The sequence below is a fragment of the Arthrobacter sp. SDTb3-6 genome (assembly GCF_013376095.1).
GTDB lineage: Bacteria > Actinomycetota > Actinomycetes > Actinomycetales > Micrococcaceae > Specibacter.
Map to the genome: position 1 here is coordinate 112,447 of NZ_JAAMFN010000004.1, position 17,485 is coordinate 129,931.

Sequence of the window (17,485 nt, forward strand, 5' to 3'; positions counted from 1 at the left end):
CTTGGAATCCAAGGCAACCGGGAAGCAAACCGCCGCCGCCCGCCAGAAGGCGCGCCGCCGCCGCCTCGTGGCGTGGTCCGGCAGCGCAGTGGCGGCCGTGGCCGTCGTTGTTGCTGCAGGGGTGGTGATCAGCACCAACTCCGCGGGCAACGCCGCCGCATCCGGCCAGGCCCCCCAGGGAACCGTCTCCGCCTCACACGGTTCCACCCAGACACCGCCGTGGGCTGCTCCGGCCGACGCGTCGGCCCGGGCCAAGGCCGCCGGGCTGACCATGCTGACGGCCGAGGGCACGGCCGAACACATCCACACCCACCTGGGCATCACGGCCGACGGCAGGTCCATCATGGTGCCCGGCGACATCGGGATCGACCTCGGTGCCCAGATGATCTCGCCCCTCCACACCCACGACTCCACCGGAATCATCCACGTCGAATCGCCCGTCGTGAAGCCCTTCAACCTCGGCGAGGTCTTCACCGAATGGGACGTGGCGCTCACGGCAAACCGCGTCGGCTCCTATTCCACCTCCGGCGGCTATACCATCACCACCTTCGTCAACGGCAAGAAGCAGGCAGGCAACCCCGCCGCCATCCAGCTCGCCAACCACGAGGACGTCGACATCGTCATCACCAGCGGCACCGGGACGGCCAAGGCGCCTGCGCCGTTTGCCTGGCCGGCCGGCTACTGACGGGCCCGGCCCACCGGCTGCATGGTGAAGCGCCGCGCCACGGCGTTGCGCAGCCAGGTGCTGTGCAGCACCCGGGCCAGCGTTGCGTTGCGCACTTCCAGGCACGACGCCGGCAGGGGCCGTCCCAGCGCCATGTTTAGTCCCGCCTGCCAGGAGGCACGCCGGGCGGCGGACATCCGCGTCTTCTCGAACCTTTCGAGCAGCAACCCGGTGGGCCGGCCGCGCAGCGCAGAGCCGATGACCGGCGCCAGCGCCGCGGCGTCCAGCCAGCCCAGGTTCATGCCCTGCCCGCCAATCGGGCTCACCTGGTGCGCCGCGTCGCCCACCAGCACCGCCCGGCCCTGCACCATCCGCACGGCCATCCTGGACCGCACGCCAAAGGCGCTCAGCATGCTGTTGGCGGCGGCGTCCACTGACGTGCCGGTGCGCCGGCGGATCAAGGCCGCCAGCTCCCGCGCCGAGGCGCCCTCCAACAGCGAATCCGTGTGCACCACCCAGCGGCGCAACCCGTCCGGAAGCGGAAAGGATTCCACGATCCCGCCCGGCTCCAGGTACAGCACGGCCGTGGCCCCGTCGCTGCCGGTGTCGGGGAAGTCGCCCATCAGGTACGTGTCGGGGTACTCGCGTCCCGTGGTGGCGATGCCGAGCTCCCGGCGGATGGTGGAGTGCCCGCCGTCGGCCCCCACCACCAGCCTCGCCCGGCAGGTGGCCCCGTCCGGGTCCCCGGCTGCGGGGGAGGCTGCCAGCTCGACGTGCGTGCCGGCGTCGTGCATGGACTGCACGTGCACGCCGCGCAGCAGGGCGCCCGGGGCGAGTTCGCGCAGCCGGGCCTCCAGGATGGCCTCGGTGCGCGCCTGCTGGAGCGTCAGGATGTGCGGCGAGGCGGGTGAGGCGTCGGCGAAGGAGAGCCCCTGGACCAGCCGGCCGCGGCTGCGGGCAACGCCGTCCCGGATGTGGACGCCTTCGGCATCCAGCGCCGCCCCCACGCCCGCCTGCGCCAGGGCGGCCAGGGCCGGCGGGTGGATGCCGATGGCGCGCGAATGCGGGCTTGACCCGGCGCGCTGCTCCAGGATCCGGAAGGACAGTCCCTGCCGGGCCAGCAGGATGCCAAGGAACATCCCCACCGGCCCGCCGCCCACAATGGCCACGTCGAGCAGCTCGGGTCCTGGAATTTCAGCCACGGGCAGCCCCGGGCGTGAACTGCAGCACCAGGCGGAACGGCCTTTCGCGCCGGACGGTCCAGCCCGGGGGGACCACGGCGCGCAGTTCCGCCGGCGTGTAGCTGCGCCGGATGGAGGTCAGGCCGTCGCAGCGGATGAAGGAGCCCGGAAAGAAGGGCAGCGTGCCGGCCGCGAACAAGGCATAGGCTGCCGGGCTTCTGGCAATGTCGCCGTGGATGACGGCGCGTGTGGCGAGCCGTTCGGAATCGGACAGCAGGCCCTGCAGCTCGGCCGGGGCCAGGTGGTGGAGCATGTGGTTGGAGATGACCAGGTCGAAGAACGCGCCCTCGCGGACAAGGTCCGAGCTGTAGGCGCGGCGGAACGCCAGCCGGGGGCGCCCGGGCCGTGCCGTGGCGAAGTCGAGGGCGCGCTGGTCGGGGTCGATCGCGGTGATGTCCAGCAGGAAGGAGTCGTGCTCCGCCCACCGGGCCAGCCGGCGGGCAATGTCCCCGCCGCCGCAGCCGACGTCCAGCAGCGTGGTGGCCGTGGTGGGGGAGAGCAGGGGCCGGATCCGGTCGCGGTACACGGCCCGCGACCCCGAAACCACGGCATTGACCCGTGGAAATTGGGCGTAGGTGCGTGCGAGCCGGACGGGGTCGCAATCCGGCCGGTCCATTTCCTCGCGTGCGTCCGTGGCGCGTTCCTGCAAGAACGGCATGGACTCAGACCCGGGCAGCGTTGTCCAGGACGGCGCTGTGCGCGGCGGCACCCTCCATGGTGCGGCCCGACCCCGGGGAGACCTTGGTGAACAGGCCCGTTTCCACCGTCAGGCCCGGACCAAACGCCATGGCGCAGATGCTTTCGGAAGGCTCCGCCGCGGGCTGGTCCAGAATGTGCTTGAGGACGAACATCACGGTGGCGCTGCTCATGTTGCCGTAGTTGCGCAGCGTCTCCCGGGCCGGCACCAGCTGGTCCTCGGAGAGCCCGAGCTTGGCCTCCACCTTGTCCAGGATGCTGCGCCCGCCGGGGTGGATGGCCCAGTGCCGGATGTCCCGGTACGGCTGCCCGGCCAGGGCCGGCTCGTGCGCCAGCAGCGGCTCGAGGGCGCCCACAATGTGGTCGTCGATGATGCGCGGCACGTAGCTGTCCAGCACCATTTCAAAGCCCTGGTCGCCAATGTTCCACGCCATCGAATCCTCGCCCACCGGCGTCAGCACGGTTTCAAAGTGGTCCAGCACCATCCCCGGCTGCGTGTCCGGCAGGTCCCGGGCCGTGACCACCGCGGCGGCGGCACCGTCGGCAAACAGGGAGGAGCCCATGATGGTGTCCGGGTTGTTGGAGGTGCGCACATGCAACGAGCACAGCTCGGCGGAAACCACCAGCACCACGGCGTCGGGATCGGCTTCGCAAAAGGCCTTGGCCGCCCGCAGCGCGGGGAACGCGGCATAGCAGCCCATGAAGCCGAGGTGGTAGCGCTGGACCGACGCCGGCATGCCCAGCGCCCGGACAATCTTGTAGTCCGGCCCGGGGTTGAAGAAGCCCGTGCAGGAGACCGTGACGACGTGCGTCACATCGGCCGCGGACACGCCGTCGCACGCGTCCAGCGCCCTCGTCGCGGCCTCAATGAACAAGGCAGTGGCCTCCACCGTGAAGAGGTCGTTGCGCTCCTTGGTGCTGGGCGTGAGCAAAAGTCCGGTGTCGACATCGAAAAACACCGGGGTCTCGCTGCGGAAGGAGGTGGACATTTCCGCCACGGCCGTATGGCGGGTGTCGATCGCGGCGGAGTCGAAGCAGGTGCGGACCAGCCGTTGGCCCAGGCGCGTCAGCCCGGGCTGGGCCGCAAACACGTCGCGGGCCTCGGGCTGGACCAGGATCGTTGGGGGGACTGCCGTTTCCAGGGACCTCAGCGTGACCGTCATAGTCCATTCTTAGGCGCCGCCGGTGAAGAACACAATGGCGGCGGCGCCCGCGCGCGGCGCCCGGCGTGCAGCTTTGGCGGGTTGGATCCCGCCGAGTGTACGGTCCGGGCGGGCCCGGTGCCGGCGGGACCGCCACAGCTGTACAGTGGATGCCCCCAGGGCAGCCGGGCGCTTAATTTGGACGCATTTGAGAGAATTGTCGGGTGACTGTTACAGACATCCCCGCCAGCGACACCAAACTGGACCTTCCGCCGCTCAAACTGGGCAATATCACCGTGGACACGCCGGTGGTGCTCGCCCCCATGGCCGGCATCACCAACACCGCGTTCCGGCGCCTGTGCCGCGAGCACGGCGGCGGCGTCTTTGTCTCCGAAATGGTCACCTCCCGCGCACTCGTGGAGCGCACCCCGGAGTCCATGCGCCTGATCAGCCACGACGACGACGAGAAGATCCGCTCCGTGCAGCTGTACGGCGTGGACCCCGAAACGGTGGGCAAGGCCGTGCGCATGCTGGTCGAGGAGGACCACGCGGACCACATCGACCTGAACTTCGGCTGCCCGGTCGCCAAGGTCACGCGCCGCGGCGGGGGAGCGGCCCTGCCCTGGAAGCTGGACCTGTTTACGGCGATCGTCCAGACCGCCGTGCGCGAAGCGTCCAAGGGCGGGCTGCCGCTGACCATCAAGATGCGCAAGGGCATTGACGATGACCACCTCACCTACCTGGAGGCCGGCCGCATCGCGCGCGACGCCGGCGTGGCCGCCGTGGCGCTGCACGGGCGCACGGCCAGCCAGTTCTACTCCGGCCAGGCGGACTGGGAGGCCATCGCCCGGCTCCGCGAGGCACTGCCGGACGTGCCCGTCCTGGGCAACGGGGACATCTGGAGCGCGGAGGACGCCATCGCCATGGTGCGCCAAACCGGCGTCGACGGCGTGGTGGTGGGCCGCGGCTGCCAGGGCCGCCCGTGGCTGTTCGGCGACCTGAAGGCCGCCTTCGAGGGCAGCGACAAACGGCACAGGCCGGGACTGGCCGAGGTGGCGGCCGCCGTCTACCGGCACGCCGAACTGCTCGTGGACACCTTCGACGACGAAAACAAGGCCCTGCGCGACATCCGCAAGCACATGGCCTGGTACTTCAAGGGCTACGTGGTGGGCGGGGACCTGCGCGCCCAGCTTGCCGCCGTCCCCACCCTTGAGGTCCTGCGGGGGCTTCTGGACCAGCTGGATGCGGACAGCCCGTATCCGGGCGCCGACGCCGAGGGACCCCGCGGGCGGGCCGGCAGCCCCAAGCGCACCGCCCTGCCGGACGGCTGGCTGAAGGACCGCACGCTCAGCGGCCTGCAAAGGACGGACATCGCCGGCGCGGAGCTGGACGTCTCCGGCGGGTAGCGCAACGCGGCCGTGCCGTGGGATCATGCAGCCATGACCACAGCGGATAACGCCAGCGGGCCCGGGCAGCAACTGTGCTGGTGCTGCGGGCGGACCTTCCCGGAGTCGGGGATCATCCGGCTCGGCAGCAGGCCCGAGGCCGGGGTGTGCCTGAACTGCACCATTTCGCTGCGGCAGCGGGCCCGGGAACGGCAGGCCGCGGACCAGGGTGTCCTGGCACGGTGGCGGGTCCAGGCCGTCCGCAGCGGCCGGCAGGCGGTCATGCAGCGCAATTGGCACCGTCTCCCGGCTGTCGGGCCGGCGCTGCGCTGGATCAACCGTCACCTGCCCTGAGCCACCCTGGCCGTCCCCGGACCGGGGCGCGATGGCCCTAAACTAAGGGATATGTCTACCGCCGCGCAGCCAGAGTATTCGCCCACGGACGTGGAGCGCTGGGTCCAGGAAGCCCACAAGAACAGCTTCCGCACCGTTTTCGAACGGGACCGCGCCCGGGTCCTGCACTCCTCGGCACTGCGCCGGCTCGGGGCCAAGACCCAGGTGGTGGCCCCGGACACCGACGACTTTGTCCGCACCCGCCTCACGCACAGCCTCGAGGTGGCACAGATCGGCCGCGAGCTGGGCCGCACGCTCGGCTGCGACCCCGACGTCGTCGACACCGCCTGCCTCGCCCACGACCTTGGCCACCCGCCGTTCGGCCACAACGGCGAGTCCGTCCTCAACGACCTCTCCCACGACATTGGCGGCTTCGAGGGCAACGCCCAGACGCTGCGCCTGCTGACCCGCCTGGAGTCCAAGGTGATCAGGCCCGACGGCGGTTCGGCCGGGCTGAACCTGACCCGCGCCTCCCTGGACGCCTCCTCCAAGTACCCCTGGCTGGCGGCCGACGCGCCGCTCGTGGGCGGGCGCCGGACCAGCAAGTTCGGCGCCTACGCCGACGACCTGCCCGTGTTTGAATGGCTGCGCCGCGCCGCCCCGGCCGGCAAGACCTGCATCGAGGCGCAGGTGATGGACCTGGCCGACGACATCTCTTACTCCGTCCACGACGTGGAGGACGCCATTGTTGCCGGCCACGTGCAGCTGAAGTGGCTGGCCAACCAGGACCAGCGTAACCGCGTCCTGGGCTACACGCAGCAGTGGTACCTGCCCGGCGTGGACACGGCGGAGATCGACGCGGCCCTGTCCCGGCTGGAGGCCGCCGACGTCTGGGTGCGCCACGCGGACGGCAGCCGGGCGTCGATGGCGGCGCTGAAGGACATGACCAGCCAGCTGATCGGCCGCTTCTGCCAGAGCGCCGTCGCCGCCACCCAGGCCATCTACGGGACGGGACGGCTCACGCGGTACGCGGCCGACGTCGTCGTGCCCCAGGAAACGGCCGTGGAGATCGCGGTCATGAAGGGCCTGGCCACCACCTTCGTCATGACCACCGACCACCGCCAGCCCATCTACCAGCGCCAGCAGGACATCCTCAGCGAGCTCGTGGCCGTGCTCAGCGCCACGGGGGACGCGCACCTGGAGACCATGTTCGCCGCGGACTGGCGGGAGGCGGACGACGACGGCGCCCGGCTCCGGGTGGTCATCGACCAGATCGCCTCACTGACCGATGTCTCGGCCCTGGCCCTCCACGAGCGCCTCGTGGGGATGGAGCGCACGCTCCTCTAGGCGCACGGCCGGAGGGTCAGCGGGATTCCCAGCGGAACCAGCGGATGCCGATGCCGGCGCACACCACGGTCCAGGCCACGCAGGCCAGCAGGGCCCAGCCGTCCTGGGCGCTCCAGCCGGCCCGGTTGAGGATGTCGGCGAACAAGGTCATGAGGGCGCCCACGGGTGTCCACTCCGCGATGGACTTGAGGGTGTCGCCCAGCAGCCCGGTGCCACCCACAAGGCCCAGCAGGATCAGGACAATGAAGATCACCCGGCTGACGGCCAGGACGGCGGCGGAGGATTTCACCAGCCCCACCACTGCCTGCCCGATGGACAGGAACGTCACGCCGCCCAGGAGTGCAGCGCCCAGGACCAGCAGGACCTGTCCCGCGTCCAGGGCCAGCCCGTGCAGGATGACGCCGACCACCACCACAATGATGGACCCGACAAGGTTGGCGGCCACCTGGACGCCCATGCGGCTGCCCATGATGGCCCAGGTGGGGACGGGCGCTGCATGCAGGCGTTGCAGGACGCCGGTGTCGCGGTCGCCGGCGATGGCCAGCGTGAAGCCGAGCATGCTGGAGGTGAGCAGCCCGATGACCAGGGCCAGGCCGATGGTGAGGGTGGTCCCGCCCAGCCGGTGCTGGGACTTGCCAAAGGTGGTGGCAACCAGGATGACCACGGGAAGCAGGATGCTCAAGGTGGCCGAAATTTTGCTGCGCATCAGCACGGTGGCGTCTGCGCGCAGCAGGGCGCGCAGGGCCAGGTTGAGCGGCGGGCGGACGGTGCCGGTGTCAGTCACGGATTTCACTTCCCGTCAGTCCAATGAAAACGTCTTCAAGGGTCACTTCCCCGTGGGCCGCCTGGACCACGCGGGGATCGAACTTGTATTCCTCGATGAGCCCGGCAGGGGTGGCGAGCGCCACGAGCGCGCCGTGGTCGATGATCGCCACCCGGTCGCAGACGGCCTGTGCCTCCTCCATGGAATGGGTGGTGAGCAGGATGCTGCGGCCCTCGCCGCGCAACGCCTCGATGCGGTTCCACAACTGCCGGCGCGACTGCGGGTCCAGCCCGGCCGTGGGCTCGTCCAGCAGGAGCAGGCGCGGCTCGTGGACGGACGCGATGAAGAGGGCCAGGCGTTGCTGCTGGCCGCCGGAGAGCTGCTTGAACCGCCGCCCCAGTTCCCCGCCAAGCCCGATCTGCTCGAGGGCGGTGCGCAGCTGGTCCCGGTCGAGCCGCGCACCGTAGAGACCCGCAAAGAGCCTGACGATTTGTTCAATGCCCAGCTCGGCCTGAAAGCTGGAGGTTTGCAGCTGCACGCCCAGGCGGGCCTTCGCCTCGAGCGGGTGCTCCGAGACGTCGAGGCCGTCCACCAGCAGAAACCCCGAGCGTGGCCGTAGCAGGCCCTCGATGGCGCTCAGGGTGCTGGTCTTCCCCGCGCCGTTGGGGCCCAGCAGGCCGAAGATCTCGCCCGGGCGGATGTCAAAACTGATACCGGCGACGGCGGTGCGGGCACCGTAGGCGACCTCCAATTGGTCCACCTGCAGGACGGGAAGCGTGGCAGGTACATCCCCCTCGGACATGCCGCACATCCTTTCCACGCTGCGGGGCCGGGCGCCTGCGCATTAGTGCCAACGCTAAGAGCGGATGCTGGGGATCTCCTGTGGATTCGGCGTTCGTTTTCTGTGGCCGCCGGGGTCGTCAGTCCGTCCTGATGGGGGCGGCCCAGCCGGGGCGTGGAACCAGGCAAAAGGGGTGCCCGGCGGGGTCGGCGAACACCGTGGAGCCGGGGCCGCCCAGCTGCGATGCGCCCAGGGCGAGGACGCGCGGGCGGGCGGCAGCGACGTCGTCGACCATCACGTCCAGGTGCATTTGCTGCGGGTGGGCGGGGTCCGGCCAGCGGGGCGGCACATGGCCGGGGGCGAGCTGGAAGGCGAGTCCGGAGCTGTGGCTGTTCCCGGCGACGACCACAAAGCCCGGTGAACGGTACGTGACGGGCTGTCCGAGCAGCGCAGCATAAAAACCGGCCAGCGCGTCGGGGTCGGGGCAGTCGATGACAAGGTGGTGCAGGCGCCCGATCATGGGGCCGAGGCTACCACTGCCGCGGCGGCACCACCACAGGCCTGTCACCACAGGCGCTGCGGTTACATGCCGGCGGAGTAGCTGCCCAGGGCTGCGGTGAAATTGGCCAGCTGTTCGGGGCTGGCGAAGGAGAACACCATGCCGACGACGGCGGCCATCACGGCTGCCAGGCCCACGGTGGCGGCGCAGACGGCGGCGATGAGCTTGGCGTCGTCGTCAAGGCGGCCGGGCATGTGCAGCTCCGGGTCGATCAGGTTGGGGGCGCTGTCAAAGGTTCCGTCGGACAGCCGTGCCACCACCCGGGCGTTGGCGCGGTCCAGGCGCATCGAGGAAATGGCGCTGCCGTGGCGGGCCAGCAGGATGTCCGAACCGACGCTGCGGCGCACGGACGCAAACATGCCCTGGTGGCTGGCGTGACGGACGTTGCTGCGCACGGACTGAAACACTGTGGAGGCTCCCTTGGAAATGGTGTGGGGTGGTTTTCCCGGCCGGCGGCCCGGAAGTCCACGCCATTGGGGGGTAGTTAAATTCTATCGGCGCCAAGGGGCGTCCAGGCCTGAAACGGCGGTGATTCCAGCCACCAGGGTGTGCGTTTCCGGTCACTGGCGGGCGATCCCCACAGCGGCCGGCTGCCCGGGGCCGGGGGCGGACAAACTCACGTAAACTGGCCGGGTGGCTGGGTTGATCAAGCGGGAAGACATAGATGAGGTGCGCACGCGCACCGACCTGAAGGAAGTCGTCGACGCCTACGTCACCCTGAAGTCGGCCGGCATCGGCTCCTTCAAGGGCCTGTGCCCGTTCCATGACGAGCGCAGCCCCTCCTTCCACGTGCGCCCGCAGATGGGGTACTTCCACTGCTTCGGCTGCCAGGAGAGCGGCGACGTCATCTCCTTCATCCAAAAAATGGACCACATCCCCTTTTCGGAAGCCGTGGAAAAGCTGGCCGGGCGTATCGGCTACGAACTCCATTACGAGGACGGCGGCACCGGCCCGCGTCGCGAGGAGGTGGGGCGCAGGCAGCGGCTCCTGGACGCCCACAAGATTGCCGGGGAGTTCTTCCGGGCACAGCTTCTCACGCCCGCGGCGGCCGCGGGACGGGCGTTCCTGGCCGAGCGCGGCTTTGAACGCAGCGCTGCGGACCGGTTTGGCGTCGGCTTCGCCCCGCAGGGCTGGGACTCCCTGTTGAAGCACCTTTCGGGAAAGGGATTCACCCAGGAGGAACTGAAGCTCACCGGCATGTTCTCCGAGGGCCAGCGGGGCATTTACGACCGCTTCCGCGGCCGCCTCATCTGGCCCATCCGGGACATTGCCGGGGACACGGTGGGCTTCGGCGCCCGCAAGCTGTTCGACGACGACCAGGGCCCCAAGTACCTGAACACCCCTGAAACCACCCTGTACAAGAAATCGCAGGTCCTCTACGGGATCGACCTGGCCAAGAAGAACATTGCCTCAAAGCGCCAGCTGGTGGTCGTGGAAGGCTACACGGACGTCATGGCCTGCCACCTGGCCGGGGTGGACACGGCGGTGGCCACCTGCGGCACCGCCTTCGGCGCCGACCACATCAAGGTGGCCCGCCGCCTGCTCTCCGACGACGGCACGGGCGGGGAGGTGGTGTTCACCTTCGACGGCGACGCCGCCGGGCAGAAGGCCGCCTTGAAGGCCTTCGACGAGGACCAGCGCTTCATCGCCCAGACGTACGTGGCCGTGGAACCCACCGGGGCCGACCCCTGCGAGCTGCGCCAGCGCCGCGGCGACGAGGCCGTCCACTCCCTGATCCGCTCCCGCCGCCCCTTGTTTGAATTCGCCATCCGCTCCACCCTGGCCAAGTTTGACCTCAGCACGGTGGAGGGGCGCGTCAGCGGGCTGCGGGCCTCCGCGCCGGTGGTGGCGGGAATCCGCGACGGCTCCACCCGGATCGGCTACAGCCAGGAACTGGCCGGCTGGCTGGGCATCGCCGACCCCAACGAAGTCCTGCGTGCCGTCAAGGGCGCCGAGAAGCGCGCCCATGCCGGCGCTGCCCGGCCCGGCGCACCTGGCAGCCCGCGGCCGGTTGCCGGGCAGGCGCCCGCCCCACGTGCCCCGTACGACGCCGGCCCCGCCGCCTCCCAGCGCCAGGCCGGGAACGGCGCCCCCTCCCGCGGGGCACACGCCCAGGGGCAGCATGCGCACGGCGGGCAGCCTGCCGCTGGCCGGACCGGCGTCGCACCGGCCCAGGAGCCGGCCCAACCGAGGTTCCCCCGTCCGGACCCGCGCGACCCCCAGGCCCGCATGGAGCGGGAGGCGCTGGAGGTGGTGCTCCAGCACCCGGGGCTGCTGACGGCAGGCAATTGGCAGCATTTTGCCGCCACGGAATTCCAGGTTTCCGCATACCAGGCCATCCATGCCGGGATTGCCGCTGCGGGGGAATCGCTGGCAGCCTCGTCCCAGTGGCTGGAAGCCGTGCGGGCCAACGTGCCGGGGGAGCTGGGGAACCTCGTTGCCGAGCTGGCCATGAGCCCGCTGCCCACGAAGGCTGACGAGTCCCTGGAACGGTATTGCCGCGCGATGCTGCGCCGGCTTTTCGAAGGGCAGATCACCAAGCTGAAGCAGGAGCGGCTCGGCGCCCTGCAGCGCATGGATCCGGCCGTGGATCCGGAGGGGTACCAGCTGCTCCAGCGCGAGCTCATGGAGCTGGAAATGGCACGCCGGGCCCTGCGCGGCGATTGACCCGGCCGGCGCGGGCGCGCCGATTTCGCAACGGCGCCGGCCTTTGTTATTGTTGTTCCTGCGCGATCCTCTGTAGCTCAATTGGCAGAGCATTCGACTGTTAATCGAAGGGTTACTGGTTCAAGTCCAGTCAGAGGAGCCAATCCCATTCAGGGATTTCCGGAAGCCAAACCGGACACACGCGCAGCAGGCAAAAAACAAGGGGTGCATTTCATTTATGCAATGTGCCGATTGGGATATTCCTGCTTCATTCCTCCGTAGCTCAATTGGCAGAGCATTCGACTGTTAATCGAAGGGTTACTGGTTCAAGTCCAGTCGGAGGAGCAAGGCAAAAGATTGGCCCCACACCCCTTGAGGGTGCGGGGCCAATTTTATTTTTGCCCGGCCCAACAGTGCCTGGCCTTACAGTGCCTGGCCTTACAGCGGCTGGGCCTTAAAGGGCCGGGACCGTGCGCGGCCGGACAATGATCCACAGGGCGGCCATGGCCAGCAGGATCGCGCTGCCCATGATGACGGCCATGGGCGTTGCGGTGCGCACGCCCACCAGGCCCACCACGGGGGTGATCAACCCCGCGAAACCGAAGGTGACCGCTCCCAGCAGGGAGGCCGCTGTTCCCGCCTGGCGGCCGTTGCGGGCCAGGCCCAGCACCTGCACGGATGGAAACATGAAGCCGGTGGCCGCAATGAAGAACCAGAGCGGCACGATCACACCCCACAGGCCAAGGTGCAGCTGGTCAAACACCACCATGGCGGCGGCTGCCACCACCTGGGCCACGGTGGCCCAGGCAATGACCCACTGCGGGCCGGCGCGGCGCATGAGCCGCGCCGCAGTCTGCACGCCGGCCACCACGCCCAGCGAGTTGGCCGCAAAGAGGAAGCCGTACTGCTGCGGGGAAAACCCGTAGCTGGCCTGGAACAGGAACGTCGACGCCGAGAGGTAGGTGAACAGGGCGGCGAAATTCAGCCCGCCCACGAACAGGGTGCCCACAAAGATCCGGTCGCTGAACACGGTCTTGTAGCGGTCGGTGACACGGACGCCGTCGGACCTGCGCAGGTCACGCGGCCGGGTCTCAACGATGAAGACGAAGGCGGCCACCACCACCAGGGCGCCGTAGCCGGCCAGGAACCAGAAGATGCCGGGCCAGTCCATGATGCCCAGCAGCTGGGAACCGATGACAGGGGCAAAAATGGGCGCCATGCCGTTGACCAGCGACATGTAGGAGAGCATCCGGACCAGGCGGTAGCCGCCGAACAGGTCGCGGATCATGGCCATGGCCACCACGCCGCCGCCTGCCGCGCCGATGCCCTGCAGGGCGCGGAAGACCCCCAGCATGGTGATGTCGGTGGACAGGGCCGCGCCGACCGAAGCGGCAACGTGCAAGGCCGTGGCCAGGATCAGCGGCATCCGTCGGCCGAACTTGTCGCTGAAGGGGCCCACGATCAGCTGGCCGGCGGCAAAGCCGATGGTGGTGGCCGTCAGTGTCAGCTGCACGGCTGCGGCACTGACGTTGAGTTCGCGGCCGATCCCGGGGAAGGCCGGCAGGTACAGGTCAATCGTGAACGGGCCCAGGGCGGTGAGCAGGCCCAGCACCAGGACGTAGATGAGTTTTTGCCGGCGGGACAGGCTGTCGCCGGGGTGGGTAATCGGGGTCAAGAACGAAGGATCCTTGCTGGCTGGAAGAAACGCGGGAAAGGAGGTGCGGGAGCCTGCCATGGCAATATCGCAAAAAAGACGACTGCCTGCCCATGCTATGCGCAAATTGTGCAGGGCCGGAATGAAGTGTGGAACAAATGTCCCCATGTCACAAAAGGCCACGACACGCTGGGGGCAACACCGTTGCTGGGGCAGCTATTCCCCGAAGGGTGGAATCTTTGCCGCCCATGGATGGTAATTTTGTGTTTACGGCAGCGCCGCATCACATGGGCGCAACAAGATTCCGCCGTCCGTGCGAACGGGCGCGGAAGTAAATATTGGAGGCGGTCTCATGGCAGTGGCACAGCAGGCAGTGCACACGGGCTCGAAAGACCTGAAGGTGGTCGCAGGTCCAAATCTCGTGGAGGCGGTCAAGACGACCGCCCGGCTCGTGCCACGCCAGGTCAACGATGAAATTGAACTGGCCAAACTTGAGCTGGGGAACAAAAAGTCCCGCCTGGGCGGCATCGCGGTGTTCGCCGTACTGGCCCTGGTGTTCCTGGCACTGCTCGTCATTGCCCTGGTGGTTGCCGCCGTTGCCGGACTCGGCACGGTCCTGCCGTTGTGGCTCTCGGCGTTGGTCATCAGTGCAGCCTTCCTCGTCTTGACGGCCATTGCGGCCCTCGTCGCCTACGGGAAATTCAAGGCCCTGCTGCCGCTGTTGCCCGAAAATGCCTGGCGCGGGATCCGCCACGACCTGGGCATTGCCAAGGAGGGCCGCACCTTTGATGCCAGCACCCTCGAGCACAAGACGTTGAGCAAGGCGGAGAAGAAGGCCAGGAAGGCGGCGAAGGAGGCGGCCAAGGAGAAGGCCGGCGCCGAGCAGGCGGCCAAGGCAGCCGAGCATGGCCCCAAGGCAAGCCAGGACGAACTGATCAAACGCACCGAGGTGCGCCGCGAACACCTTGGGCTGCTGCGGGAGGAACTGCTGGAGCAGGCGGACGTGAAGAAGCAGGCCGCCCATTACGTGGACCTTGCCAAGGGGCGGGCCGCCGAATCTGCCCGGGCGGCCGCCACCGGCGCCCTGTCGCACGGGCTGGAAACTGCCAAAACGCGATGGAAACCACTCGCTGTCTTCGCCGTGTCGGCTGCCGCCTGCGTCGTGTTCCTGCGAAAGTTGTTCAAGAAGTGAATTCCTTGGACGTGCCGCCGGACAGCGGGGGGCGGTTCCATTAGCTGCGGGGAGGAATGACAAGCATGCCGGCCGGATCGAACACGCCTGCGGGCAATCCGGGCGCCATTGTCACCGTTCCCAACGTCATTACCGTGGTCAGGTTCCTGGGCACGCCACTGTTCGTGTGGCTGGTCCTGGGTCCGCGCGAGTACGGCTGGGGTGTCTTTGTGCTGGCGATGATGGGCTGCACCGACTGGATTGACGGCTACGTGGCGCGCAAGCTCAACCAGGTGACCAGGCTCGGCCGCATCATGGACCCGCTTGCAGACCGGGTGGCGCTCGTGGCGGTGACCATCACACTGGTCATAGCCGGGGTGCTGCCGCTATGGCTGCTGGTCCTGCTGCTCATTCCCGACGTCATCCTGCTGGCGGCCACGCTGTATTACTTCCGCGGCGACGCCGGCCTGAAGGTGACACTGCTGGGCAAGTCCCGGACGGCGGCGCTGATGATCGGCACGCCGATGCTGCTGCTGGCCAGGGCGCTGGACTCCGAATCCACCGCCATCCTGGCCTGGGTGTTCCTGGGCTCGGCGATGGTCATGCACGTCATTGCCTTTGGCCAATATTTCCGCGCACTGCTCGCCCGGCACCGCGCAATCCACCTGCCCGTGCAGCCTCCCCGGGCCGGGCACCCATGATGTGGCTGGCGGTCGCGTGCGCCGTGGTGGCAGCGTTCTTCCTGGCGTTCGGGGCGCAGCGCCAGGGCAGCGCCGTGCAAAGCAACACCGGCGGCCTGGCACTTGGCAGCACCGGGTTCCTGCGCCTGCTCCGCAACCCGCGCTGGGTGTTCGGGCTGCTGCTGCTGGGCGCCGGAATGGCGCTGAACGTGGTGGCACTGACCCTGGGGACCCTGACCGTCATCCAGCCCATCGGCGCCATCGCGCTGGTCATCACCACCATCGTCAATTCCCGGGACCAGGGCATCAGGCTCAACCGCGCCACGGTGGTGGCCATCAGCGCCTGCGTGACCGGCAGCGCCTTGTTTGTGCTCCTGGCCGTCAATGTGGTCCGGGAAAACACCCATGTGGACAGCTCAGAGGAACTCACGGTGGTGATGCTCCTGGCCATCGTCGTTGTGATCTTCGGCGGCGCGCTGGTCATGTTCAGGCACCGGCTGAAGGCATTTTTCTACATCCTCGGTGCCGGTGTGCTGTTCGGCTTTGTCGCGGTGCTGACCCGCATCATCTCCCGGCAGGTCTTTGACCCCAACGGCCTCTTTTTGCTCAACGTCCAGTGGTATTCCATCATCGCCATTGCCGCGGCCGGCGGCCTGGGCAGCTGGTTTGTCCAAAGCGCCTACGCGAGCGGCCCGCCGGACCTCGTCATTGCCGGGCTGACAGTGGTTGACCCGATGGTCGGCATCGGCATTGGCATCACCATCCTGGGTGAACTGCGTCCCGACGTGCCGCCCGTGGTTGCCATATCCATGGCCGGGGCAGCTTTGGTTGCTATCGTTGGGGTGGTCGCCTTGTCGCGGCACCATCCCGACGTGGTGCAACGCCGGGCGGATGCCAAGAGGTAGCAGCGGCAGCGGCTTCCTCCCGGGGCCGCATCAGCGGGACCCGTCCTTTTTGTACAGCACGACGGCGTTGGGAACCCCTTGCGGTTTCCTTGCGTTGGGGCGCCGGCACGATCCGGCGGCCAACCAATCCACCAGGAGTTTTATCCGTGACATCCACATCGGAGAACAGCGGCCAGAAGCCGCTGACGATCTTGATTGCCGCCGACACCTATCCGCCGCACATCAACGGCGCGGCCCAATTCTGCTTCCGCCTGGCCACCGGCATGACGGCACGCGGCCACGACGTCCATGTCATGACGTTCCGCCCCGATGGCGGGCCCATGTATACGGAAAAGCGGGAAGAGGCAACGGTGCACCGCCTGCGCTCGCGTCCGGTCCCCACGCACGAATACTTCCGGGTCTGCCTGCCCTGGGAAATCAAGAAGGACATCACCGCGCTGTTCGACGTCATCAACCCCGACGTGGTGCACGTCCAAAGCCACTACATGATCGGCGAGCATGTGGTGTACGAGGCGGAGCGCCGCGGCATCCGCATTGTGGCCACCAACCACTTCATGCCCGAAAACCTCAATCCGTTCCTGCCCTTCCCGCAGTGGTTCAAGAACATTGTGGGTCGTGTTTCCTGGCGCGACATGGGCAAGGTCATGAGCCGGGCCGACGTCGTCACCACGCCCACGCCGCTGGCCGCGAAGGCCATGCACGAGCACGCCTTCCTGCGGAAGGTCCTGCCGCTGTCCAACGGGATTGAGGCCGGCAACTATGAACTGGCACCGGGGGAGGTCCTGGAGCCGAAGCCGTACCCGGTCGTGGCCTTTGTAGGCCGGCTGGCCGAGGAAAAGCACATCGACGTGCTCATCGATGCCATCGCCAAAACGCCCGCGGACCTCGACCTCCACCTGGTGGTGGTGGGCGGCGGCGAGGTGAAGACGGCCTTGAAGGCCCAGGCCGAACGCTTGGGATTGTCCAGCCGCGTGAAGTTCACCGGCCTGATCAGCGACAAGGAACTGCGTGACGTCTACCTGGCGGCGGACCTGTTCGTCATGCCGGGCACGGCCGAGCTGCAGTCGCTGGTGACGCTCGAGGCGATGAGCGCGTCCACTCCGGTGGTGCTGGCCAATGCCATGGCACTGCCGCACCTGGTGGAGGACGGGGTCAACGGATTCCTGTTCAAGCCCAACGACAGCGATGACCTGGCCGCGAAGATCACCACCATCATGCAGCTCTCCCCGGAAGGCCGGGCCGCGATGGGGGCGGCCAGCCACTCGATGGTGGCCCGCCACGGCCTGCAAAAGACGCTGGACACCTTCGAGGACATCTACCGTGGCGGCAGCTACGAGGATCACGCACTTTAGGGCCGGACGCATTAGTATTGCAGGAGTGCTTTCACGTGCACGGCCTTCCTTTGGAAGGCCGGTCGTGGAGGGCGCGCTGCGAGGGGCCATAGCTCAGCTGGTTAGAGCGCGGGACTCATAATCCTAAGGTCCTCGGTTCAAGTCCGAGTGGCCCTACATAACCGCA

General features: G+C 68.2%; 17 protein-coding genes and 3 tRNA genes. 12 read left to right on the forward strand and 8 right to left on the reverse strand.

What is annotated here, in order from left to right; all coding sequences use genetic code 11:
- Position 1: 1 nt before the first annotated feature.
- The gene (locus tag G6035_RS03120) at positions 2 to 685 is read left to right on the forward strand and encodes a hypothetical protein (protein ID WP_176615611.1); all 684 of its coding nucleotides are present in this window, start codon (positions 2 to 4) and stop codon (positions 683 to 685) included.
- On the opposite strand, the gene G6035_RS03125 is transcribed toward G6035_RS03120, so the two are convergent.
- From G6035_RS03125 to G6035_RS03135, 3 genes are read right to left on the reverse strand one after another with little or no spacing between them, the layout of a single operon-like run.
- A complete protein-coding gene (locus G6035_RS03125; protein WP_371130815.1) occupies positions 679 to 1,866 on the reverse strand; it encodes an FAD-dependent oxidoreductase in 1,188 nt (395 codons plus the stop codon). The genes G6035_RS03120 and G6035_RS03125 overlap by 7 nt on opposite strands.
- Complete coding sequence (locus tag G6035_RS03130) at positions 1,859 to 2,563, reverse strand: class I SAM-dependent methyltransferase (RefSeq protein WP_176615612.1); 705 nt, start codon at positions 2,561 to 2,563, stop codon at positions 1,859 to 1,861. The genes G6035_RS03125 and G6035_RS03130 overlap by 8 nt, the downstream gene beginning before the upstream one ends.
- A 4-nt stretch (positions 2,564 to 2,567) precedes the next feature.
- Positions 2,568 to 3,764 carry a type III polyketide synthase gene (locus G6035_RS03135; RefSeq protein WP_176615613.1) on the reverse strand — a complete coding sequence of 399 codons (1,197 nt, stop codon included), beginning with the start codon at positions 3,762 to 3,764 and terminating at the stop codon, positions 2,568 to 2,570.
- Positions 3,765 to 3,967: 203 nt separating this feature from the next.
- Between G6035_RS03135 and dusB the strand changes: the two genes are divergently transcribed.
- Genes dusB through G6035_RS03150 form a run of 3 tightly spaced genes read left to right on the forward strand, consistent with a single transcriptional unit; the run spans position 3,968 to position 6,808 of the window.
- Complete coding sequence (gene dusB, locus G6035_RS03140; protein WP_176615614.1) at positions 3,968 to 5,149, forward strand: tRNA dihydrouridine synthase DusB; 1,182 nt, start codon at positions 3,968 to 3,970, stop codon at positions 5,147 to 5,149.
- A 33-nt stretch (positions 5,150 to 5,182) separates the two neighbouring features.
- Positions 5,183 to 5,482, forward strand: a complete 300-nt coding sequence (locus G6035_RS03145; protein WP_176615615.1) for a hypothetical protein — start codon at positions 5,183 to 5,185, stop codon at positions 5,480 to 5,482.
- Between the two features lie 51 nt (positions 5,483 to 5,533).
- The gene (locus tag G6035_RS03150; RefSeq protein ID WP_176615616.1) at positions 5,534 to 6,808 is read left to right on the forward strand and encodes a deoxyguanosinetriphosphate triphosphohydrolase; all 1,275 of its coding nucleotides are present in this window, start codon (positions 5,534 to 5,536) and stop codon (positions 6,806 to 6,808) included.
- A 16-nt stretch (positions 6,809 to 6,824) separates the two neighbouring features.
- Here G6035_RS03150 and G6035_RS03155 read toward each other — a convergent pair whose 3' ends face one another.
- From G6035_RS03155 to G6035_RS03170, 4 genes are all read right to left on the reverse strand, one after another.
- Positions 6,825 to 7,601 (reverse strand): ABC transporter permease, encoded by a 777-nt coding sequence (locus G6035_RS03155; RefSeq protein ID WP_176615617.1) that lies wholly within the window; start codon positions 7,599 to 7,601, stop codon positions 6,825 to 6,827.
- Positions 7,585 to 8,373 carry an ABC transporter ATP-binding protein gene (locus G6035_RS03160; protein ID WP_176615618.1) on the reverse strand — a complete coding sequence of 263 codons (789 nt, stop codon included), beginning with the start codon at positions 8,371 to 8,373 and terminating at the stop codon, positions 7,585 to 7,587. Before G6035_RS03160 ends, G6035_RS03155 begins: the two co-directional genes overlap by 17 nt.
- A gap of 118 nt (positions 8,374 to 8,491) precedes the next feature.
- Positions 8,492 to 8,872, reverse strand: coding sequence for a VOC family protein (locus G6035_RS03165; protein WP_176615619.1), 381 nt, complete (start codon positions 8,870 to 8,872; stop codon positions 8,492 to 8,494).
- 62 nt (positions 8,873 to 8,934) lie between these two features.
- Positions 8,935 to 9,318, reverse strand: coding sequence for a hypothetical protein (locus G6035_RS03170; RefSeq protein WP_176615620.1), 384 nt, complete (start codon positions 9,316 to 9,318; stop codon positions 8,935 to 8,937).
- Positions 9,319 to 9,544: 226 nt separating this feature from the next.
- Here G6035_RS03170 and dnaG point away from each other — a divergent pair, with 226 nt between their 5' ends.
- From dnaG to G6035_RS03185, 3 genes are all read left to right on the forward strand, one after another.
- Positions 9,545 to 11,578, forward strand: a complete 2,034-nt coding sequence (dnaG, locus tag G6035_RS03175) for a DNA primase (RefSeq protein WP_176615621.1) — start codon at positions 9,545 to 9,547, stop codon at positions 11,576 to 11,578.
- Positions 11,579 to 11,644: 66 nt separating this feature from the next.
- Positions 11,645 to 11,720 (forward strand) — tRNA-Asn (locus G6035_RS03180).
- Between the two features lie 109 nt (positions 11,721 to 11,829).
- Positions 11,830 to 11,902, forward strand: a tRNA-Asn gene (locus G6035_RS03185).
- A 109-nt stretch (positions 11,903 to 12,011) separates the two neighbouring features.
- On the opposite strand, the gene G6035_RS03190 is transcribed toward G6035_RS03185, so the two are convergent.
- Positions 12,012 to 13,232: a multidrug effflux MFS transporter gene (locus G6035_RS03190; RefSeq protein WP_256127698.1), complete on the reverse strand. Its 1,221-nt coding sequence runs from the start codon at positions 13,230 to 13,232 to the stop codon at positions 12,012 to 12,014.
- A gap of 331 nt (positions 13,233 to 13,563) precedes the next feature.
- Between G6035_RS03190 and G6035_RS03195 the strand changes: the two genes are divergently transcribed.
- The 5 genes from G6035_RS03195 to G6035_RS03215 all read left to right on the forward strand — a co-directional run bounded on the left by G6035_RS03195 (position 13,564) and on the right by G6035_RS03215 (position 17,475).
- Positions 13,564 to 14,403, forward strand: a complete 840-nt coding sequence (locus tag G6035_RS03195; protein ID WP_176615623.1) for a phage holin family protein — start codon at positions 13,564 to 13,566, stop codon at positions 14,401 to 14,403.
- A 65-nt stretch (positions 14,404 to 14,468) separates the two neighbouring features.
- Entirely contained in the window at positions 14,469 to 15,083 is a 615-nt protein-coding gene (locus G6035_RS03200; protein WP_371130817.1) for a CDP-alcohol phosphatidyltransferase family protein, read from the forward strand.
- Positions 15,080 to 15,967 (forward strand): DMT family transporter, encoded by an 888-nt coding sequence (locus tag G6035_RS03205; protein WP_176615625.1) that lies wholly within the window; start codon positions 15,080 to 15,082, stop codon positions 15,965 to 15,967. Before G6035_RS03200 ends, G6035_RS03205 begins: the two co-directional genes overlap by 4 nt.
- Before the next feature lie 146 nt (positions 15,968 to 16,113).
- A complete protein-coding gene (locus G6035_RS03210; RefSeq protein WP_176615626.1) occupies positions 16,114 to 17,319 on the forward strand; it encodes a glycosyltransferase in 1,206 nt (401 codons plus the stop codon).
- Between the two features lie 82 nt (positions 17,320 to 17,401).
- Positions 17,402 to 17,475, forward strand: a tRNA-Ile gene (locus G6035_RS03215).
- Positions 17,476 to 17,485: the final 10 nt, after the last annotated feature.